Origin of the sequence: Methylobacterium sp. GC_Met_2 (assembly GCF_026540795.1) — a bacterium.
Taxonomy (GTDB): domain Bacteria; phylum Pseudomonadota; class Alphaproteobacteria; order Rhizobiales; family Beijerinckiaceae; genus Methylobacterium.
Genome location: NZ_JALNUM010000188.1, coordinates 1 through 6,856 on the forward strand (window position 1 = coordinate 1; position 6,856 = coordinate 6,856).

At 70.0% G+C, this 6,856-nt stretch carries 6 protein-coding genes; 1 reads left to right on the forward strand and 5 read right to left on the reverse strand.

Annotation, left to right across the window (positions count from 1 at the left end):
• Nucleotides 1-365: 365 nt before the first annotated feature.
• On the forward strand, nucleotides 366-698 hold the full coding sequence (locus OXS49_RS32035; protein WP_244003432.1) for an MmcQ/YjbR family DNA-binding protein: 333 nt from the start codon (nucleotides 366-368) through the stop codon (nucleotides 696-698).
• Nucleotides 699-852: 154 nt separating this feature from the next.
• Here OXS49_RS32035 and glmM read toward each other — a convergent pair whose 3' ends face one another.
• The 5 genes from glmM to ybgF all read right to left on the reverse strand — a co-directional run.
• The gene (gene glmM / locus OXS49_RS32040; RefSeq protein ID WP_244003430.1) at nucleotides 853-2,193 is read right to left on the reverse strand and encodes a phosphoglucosamine mutase; all 1,341 of its coding nucleotides are present in this window, start codon (nucleotides 2,191-2,193) and stop codon (nucleotides 853-855) included.
• Between the two features lie 141 nt (nucleotides 2,194-2,334).
• On the reverse strand, nucleotides 2,335-3,081 hold the full coding sequence (locus tag OXS49_RS32045; RefSeq protein WP_244003428.1) for a sulfite exporter TauE/SafE family protein: 747 nt from the start codon (nucleotides 3,079-3,081) through the stop codon (nucleotides 2,335-2,337).
• 167 nt (nucleotides 3,082-3,248) lie between these two features.
• A complete protein-coding gene (gene ftsH / locus OXS49_RS32050; protein WP_244003426.1) occupies nucleotides 3,249-5,171 on the reverse strand; it encodes an ATP-dependent zinc metalloprotease FtsH in 1,923 nt (640 codons plus the stop codon).
• 3 nt (nucleotides 5,172-5,174) lie between these two features.
• Entirely contained in the window at nucleotides 5,175-6,299 is a 1,125-nt protein-coding gene (gene tilS / locus OXS49_RS32055; RefSeq protein ID WP_267428579.1) for a tRNA lysidine(34) synthetase TilS, read from the reverse strand.
• Nucleotides 6,300-6,429: 130 nt separating this feature from the next.
• Nucleotides 6,430-6,856: tol-pal system protein YbgF (ybgF, locus tag OXS49_RS32060; RefSeq protein WP_267428580.1), on the reverse strand; the 427-nt coding region annotated here is incomplete at its 5' end.

The following is a 6,856-nucleotide window of genomic DNA, read 5'->3' on the forward strand; positions in this document are numbered from 1 at the left end:
CTCGCCGCGAGCGTCAGGCTACGCACCAAAGCGTTGAGCTTGGAGCGGGCCATAAGAATTCCTTTACTGGATCCGTGAGCCCGACGCTCCGCGTGCGTGCTCTGTGGTTAGCCTGTGAAGAATGCGCGCAACGTCTTAAATCCGGCTTAACGTTAAGTCTTAGCCTTGCGTGTTCTCGACCGCCCGGCGCAAACCGTTGCTCCACAAATATTGGCCGGCCTCCATTGAGGCACGCAGTGGCCTCTTCGAGGATCGACTGTACAGGGAGAAAGACTGCATGAACCGGATGCGCCCCGCCGCTTGGGACGACCTTTGGGCCGGGCCTCGGATGGTCGCGGGTCCGGGCCGAGCGGGCTGAGTCGCCCATGCTCCCCGAGGACGTGCGCATTCTGGCGCTGATGCTGCCCGAGGCGGTGGCGGGCGCCCATAGCGGCAACCCGGATTTCCGCGTCGGCGGCCGTGTGTTCGCGACCCTGTGGGTCGAGGAGGCGCGGGTGGTGCTGCGGCTCGCGCCCGGCGATCAGGCCACCCTGTGCGAGGCCGAGCCGGACCTGTTCACGCCGCTCGACGGGGCCTGGGGCCGCCGGGGCTGGACCAACCTCGATCTCGACCTGTGCGAGGAGGAGACGCTCCGCACCGCCCTCCTGGCAGCATGGCGGATGACGGCGCCGCCGGACTTGAGCGCGGCCTACGATTGATCCTCAAAGTCCTGGTTTCAAAAGGTCTCCGACCTTTTGCGGGTCCAGGGCAGAGCCCTGGCGTTGGGCAAAGCCCAAACCGGGCGAAGCCCGAGCCTCGGGGGCTCCGCCCCCGAACCCCGCCAAAGGGCTGAGCCCTTTGGGATCCCGGATTTCAGGCCGCGGCCTTGGTCACGGCATCGACCACCTCGTCGACCACGTCGTTGACGAGGCCGCGGTCGTCGCCCTCGGCCATCACGCGGATCACCGGCTCGGTGCCGGAGGGTCGGATCACGAGGCGGCCGGCATTGCCGAGGCGCTCGCGGGCATGCGCGATGGCGCTGACCACGCTGTCCTGGCGGAGCGGTTCTCCGGCCTTGTAGCGCACGTTCTTCAGGATCTGCGGCAGCGGCTCGAAGCAGTGGCAGACCTCGCTCACCGGCCGGTTCTGACGCTGCACCACGCTGAGCAGCTGGAGCGCCGCCACGAGGCCGTCGCCCGTGGTGGTGTAGTCCGACATGATGATGTGGCCGGATTGCTCGCCGCCGAGGTTGTAGCCGTGCTCGCGCATATGCTCGAGAACGTAGCGGTCGCCCACCGCGGTGCGGGCGAGCGTCAGCCCGAGGTCGCCGAGATAGCGCTCCAGGCCGAGATTCGACATGATCGTGGCCACCACCCCCGGCTGGGTCAGGCGCTCGTCCTCCTTCCAGGAGCGGGCGATCACCGCCATGAGCTGATCGCCGTCGACCACCTGCCCCTTCTCGTCGACGATCAGCACCCGGTCGGCGTCGCCGTCCAGGGCGATGCCGATATCGGCCCGGCGCTCGCGCACCTTGGCCACCAAAGCCGCCGGCGCGGTGGAGCCGACATCGCGGTTGATGTTGAAGCCGTCCGGCTCGGTGCCGATGGCGATCACCTCGGCGCCGAGCTCCCACAGGGTCTCGGGGGCGACCCGGTAGGCGGCGCCGTTGGCGCAATCGACCACGACGCGCAGGCCCTCCAGCGTCACCTGCCGCGGCAGGGTGCGCTTGGCGAACTCGATGTAGCGGGCATGCACGCTCTCGATCCGCTTGGCCCGGCCGAGATCGTTGGAGCCGGACAGGCGCTTGTGCATGTCGGCGTCGATCAGGCCCTCGATCTCGTGCTCGATCGCGTCGTTCAGCTTGAAGCCGTCGGGCCCAAACAGCTTGATGCCGTTATCCTCGAACGGGTTGTGCGAGGCCGAGATCATCACGCCGAGATCGGCCCGCATGGAGCGGGTCAGCATGGCGACGGCCGGCGTCGGGACCGGCCCGAGCAGCAGCACGTCCATGCCGACCGAGGTGAAGCCCGCGACCAGCGCGGTCTCGATCATGTAGCCCGACAGGCGCGTGTCCTTGCCGATCACCACCCGGTGGCGGTGGTCGCCGCGCTGGAACACGAGGCCCGCAGCCTGCCCCACCTTGAGGGCCAGTTCGGGGGTGATCACCCCGTTGGCACGGCCGCGGATCCCGTCGGTTCCGAAATACTTTCGCACGAAGTCGTCTCCGAGGCGCGGTCTCACCGGCCGGACAAAGCTAGCAGACAATCGTTTACGCCGGATGCAGCGCCGCCGGCCGGGTCCATTCGGTGCTTCCCGACAAAGGCGGTCGAAATGGGGCCGAGCGCCTGAGGGTCGCTACAGGATCCGCGGGAGCGACGCGCCGACCAGGGCGAGGCCCGACAGGGTCAGGAGGCTCAGCACGAGGGTGCGGAACGCCGCCTCGCTGATGCCGAGATAGACCCGCGCGCCGAGCAGTGTCGGGATCAGCATCGCCGGCAGCACCACGGCCAGCATCGGCAGCATGGCCCGGGTGACGAGACCGGAGGCCACGTAGGTGACGATCGTAACGGTGAGCATGGCGAGGTTGAAGTTCTGGATCACGGCGCGCTGCACATCGCGCTCGTAGCGGCGCAGGGTACACCAGAGGGTGGGCAGCACCCCCGTGAACCCGCCGAGCGCGCCCATCATGCCGCCGCCGAGGCCGACCAGCGCGTCGGCGAACCGGCCGCCGACGGTGATGCGGGGTAGGTTCCTGGCGAACAGCATGGCCGGGCACCAGACCAGCAGCAGCAGGCCCAGGATCGCCTTGAACCAGTCGGCGTCGAGCCGCGGCAGCAGGAGGATGCCGAGGGGGATCCCGGCGAGACCGCCGAGTACGAAGGGCGCAAGGCGCCGAAGGTCGAAGCCGCGCCGGACCGAGACGGCGGCCACGACCTGTCCGGTGAAGGCCCCGGACACCGCCAGGAACGCGCCGAGCTTGGGATCCAGCACCCAGGCCCAGAACGACAGGGAGACGAGCCCGAAGCCGAAACCCGAGAGCCCCTGCACGAAGCCGGCGGCAACGGCACCGAGGGCGACGACGAGATAGGTCGAGACCGGCATGAGGGTTGGCAGCGCCTTGTGGAGAGGCCTGTGTTTCCGATCCGAAGGGATGGGCCGAGTCTCCGGCCAAGCTGGCGGTACCGTTTCGCCGACAGCGGCTCCGATTTGTCAGGCACGAAAAAGGGCGCCTCGCGGCGCCCCTCTCGATCGTCGTCTTGTCCGGTGCTTCAGGCCTGCGGCTGCGGCTCCAGGCCACCGTCGCTCTCCTTCGGCCGGCCGCGGCCCGCGGAGGGGACCGAGGAGCCCCGGGCCGGGGTCGGCGGCACGTCGCCGCCGTCGCGGATCGGGGGCTTACCCTTCAGCAGGTTGCGGATCTCCTCGCCCGAGAGGGTCTCGTATTCGAGGAGCCCCTGCGCCAGGGCCTCCAGATCGTCCTTGTGCTCGGCCAGGATGCGGCGGGCCTCCTCCAGGCCGGTCTCCACCAGACGGCGCACTTCGGCGTCGATCTTCTGGGCGGTCGATTCGGAGACCGATTGCTGCCGACCCATCGACATGCCGAGGAAGACCTCGTCGTTGTTCTCGCCGTACGCGACGGTGCCGAGCTCGGGGCTGAACCCCCAACGCGTCACCATCATCTTGGCCAGCCGCGTCGCCTGCTCGATGTCCGACTGCGCGCCCGAGGTCACCTTGTCCTGGCCGAAGGTCATCTCCTCGGCGATGCGGCCGCCCATCATGATCGCCAGCCGCGAGGTCATCTGCTCGAAGCTCATGGAGAGCTTGTCGCGCTCGGGCAGCTGCATGACCATGCCGAGCGCCCGGCCGCGCGGGATGATGGTCGCCTTGTGGACCGGGTCGGTCGCCGGGACGTTGAACGCCACGATGGCGTGGCCGCCCTCGTGATAGGCGGTGAGCCGCTTCTCGTCCTCGGTCATCACCAGGGTGCGCCGCTCGGCGCCCATCATGACCTTGTCCTTGGCGTCCTCGAACTCGTGCATCGTGACGATGCGCTTGCCCCGGCGGGCCGCCAGCAGGGCCGATTCATTGACGAGGTTCATCAGGTCGGCGCCCGAGAAGCCGGGGGTGCCGCGGGCGATCACCTTGAGATCGACATCGGGGGCCAGCGGCACCTTGCGGACGTGGACCCGCAGGATGCGCTCGCGGCCGGTAACATCCGGGTTCGGCACCATGATCTGGCGGTCGAACCGGCCGGGGCGCAGCAGCGCGGGATCGAGCACGTCGGGGCGGTTGGTCGCCGCGATGATGATCACGCCCTCGTTGGCCTCGAACCCGTCCATCTCAACCAGGAGCTGATTGAGGGTCTGCTCGCGCTCGTCGTTGCCGCCGCCCAGCCCGGCGCCGCGGTGACGGCCGACCGCGTCGATCTCGTCGATGAAGATGATGCAGGGCGCGTTCTTCTTGGCCTGCTCGAACATGTCGCGCACGCGGCTGGCGCCGACGCCCACGAACATCTCGACGAAGTCGGAGCCCGAGATGGTGAAGAACGGCACGTTGGCCTCGCCCGCGACCGCCCGGGCGATCAGGGTCTTACCGGTGCCGGGTGGGCCGACCAGCAGCACGCCGCGCGGGATCCGGCCGCCGAGGCGCTGGAACTTCTGGGGGTCGCGGAGGAATTCCACGATCTCCTGGAGATCCTCCTTGGCTTCCTCGACGCCCGCGACGTCATCGAACGAGACGCGCCCGTGGGCCTCGTTCAGGAGCTTCGCCTTCGACTTGCCGAAGCCCATGGCGCGGCCGGCGCCGGACTGCATCTGGCGCGAGAGGAAGATCCAGGCGCCGATGAAGACGAGGATCGGTAGCCAGCTGACCAGCAGCTGGATGAACCAGGGGGTGTTGTCGGACGGCGGACGGGCCGTGATCTGGACGCCCTTGCCCTGAAGCTTGGAGACCAGGCCCGGGTCGTTGGGCGCGTAGCTGGTGAAGTTGCCGCCGCCCACGTAGGTGCCGGACACGTCCTGCCCGGAAATCACCACCGACTGGATCTTGCCGGCATCGGCATCGTTCAGGAGCTGGCTGTAGGCGATCTCGCTGCCGCCGCCCCGATGCCCCGGGTTCTGGAACAGGGTGACCAGGGCCAGCACAAGCAGGAAGATGACGACCCACAAGGCAAAGTTGCGAAAATTCGGGTTCATCGATCAATCCTTGGCGTGTGCGACCCCCAGGACGGACGCGTCGTCCGGCGCGACCGGTCCATCCGTGCACACAGCGCCAATGTAAGCGGGGGGGCCTCCCTTGCCAAGTAATCGCGACGCCCCTGCGGCGAGGGCAGCACTCTTCGCCCTCGGCCGGCGTGGCGGTGCGGGGGCGAGGCTCACCGTACCGGCGGACGCCGTTGCGATCAGGAAGCCCGCGAGGCTGCGCCGGACCGCCGCCCGGCCCCGCAGGGCCGGCAGCAGCCATCCAAGGACCAGGGTCTCGAGCCGTTCGAGCCGGCGGGGCGCAGCCCCCGCCTGGGTCAGGGCGCGGTCGAGGCAGCGCAGCACGATCGCGTCCGGCAGGGCCGCCAGCACGGTTCCGTCGAGGCGCAGGGCCGGGCCCTCCGTCGGCAGGCAGGCGGCTTCGAGGGCTTTGTCGGCGGCGATGCACAGCGCCGCCTCGTCGCGGGCTGCGCGCTCGGCGAGGCGCGCGAGGCGCGCGGGGGTCAGGCCCTCCCGTTCCAGGATCGGCCAGACCGCGCGCAGGCGGCCCCGGGCGAAGCGGGGGTCGGCGTTGCTGGGATCGCGCAGGTAGGGGATGCCGCGGGCCTCGCACCACGCGACGAGCGCGGCCTTGGGCAGGGCGAGGAAGGGCCGGCCCAGGGAGATCCCGGGTGCCAGCGCCCGCTCGGCGCGCATGCCGGCGAGCCCCGCGGGACCGCTGCCGGCGGCGAGCCGCATCAGCACGGTCTCGGCCTGATCGTCGAGGGTATGACCGGTGAGGACGCGGGCTGCGCCGATGGCGGCGGCATGGGCGGCGAGCAGCCGGTAGCGGGCGGCCCGGGCCGCCGCCTGAAGGCCGGTGCCGGGCTTCGCGTCCGCCCAGGCGAGAATCGCGTGCGGCAGGCCGAGCGCCCGGGCGGCGGCGGCGACGCCTTCGGCCTCCGCGGGCGCATCCGGGCGCAGACCGTGATCGACGGTCGCGACCTGCACGGTCGCGCCCAGAGCGGCGGCGGCGTGCATCAGCGCGCCCGAATCAGGGCCGCCCGAGACGGCGAGCAGCACGCCGCCCCCAAGCCAGGGTTCAAGGGCCCGAAGCACAGAATCGTCCGCAGAGCCGGTCATGGATCCAAAAGGTCCGAGACCTTTTGCGGGTGCAGGGCGGAGCCCTGCTGGGCTCGGGCGAAGCCCGACCTCAAGGCTCCGCCCCGATACCCTGCCAAAGGACTGAGCCCTTTGGCATCCCGCGTACGAATCAAGCGCCGCAGCGGGCGCGCTTCTGCTCGCGCGTGACGCCCTGGCGGACGCCCGCTCCGGCATTCGGGAACTTCCGGTCGAGCTCGGCCAGCGTCGCGCAGGCCTGCTCGCGGGCCCCGAGCGCGGCGAGCGTGACGCCGAGCTTCAGCATGGCATCGGGCGCCTGCGCGGAACGAGCGTAATCGGTGGAGACCTTCAGGAACTGCTCGGCCGCCTCGCGGTTGCGACCGCGGGCGAGGTAGCTCTCGCCGAGCCAGTAGGTGGCGCCGGCAACGCGGTTGTCGCGGGGATGCGACTGGATGAACTGGCGCAGGCCCATCTCGGCCTGCTCGTACTGCTTGCCGCGGTACAGCTCCACCGCAGCTTCGTAATCCGTGGTCGGATCGCCCGTCCGCGTGGCGGCGACGCTCTCGGAGGGCCGGGCC

What these genes read in the sequence shown, in the direction of transcription:
- OXS49_RS32035 (WP_244003432.1), top strand. Translation starts at nt 366, where the DNA reads ATGCTCCCCGAGGACGTGCGCATTCTGGCGCTGATGCTGCCCGAGGCG.
- OXS49_RS32045 (WP_244003428.1), bottom strand. Translation starts at nt 3,081, where the DNA reads ATGCCGGTCTCGACCTATCTCGTCGTCGCCCTCGGTGCCGTTGCCGCC.
- ftsH (WP_244003426.1), bottom strand. Translation starts at nt 5,171, where the DNA reads ATGAACCCGAATTTTCGCAACTTTGCCTTGTGGGTCGTCATCTTCCTG.
- tilS (WP_267428579.1), bottom strand. Translation starts at nt 6,299, where the DNA reads ATGACCGGCTCTGCGGACGATTCTGTGCTTCGGGCCCTTGAACCCTGG.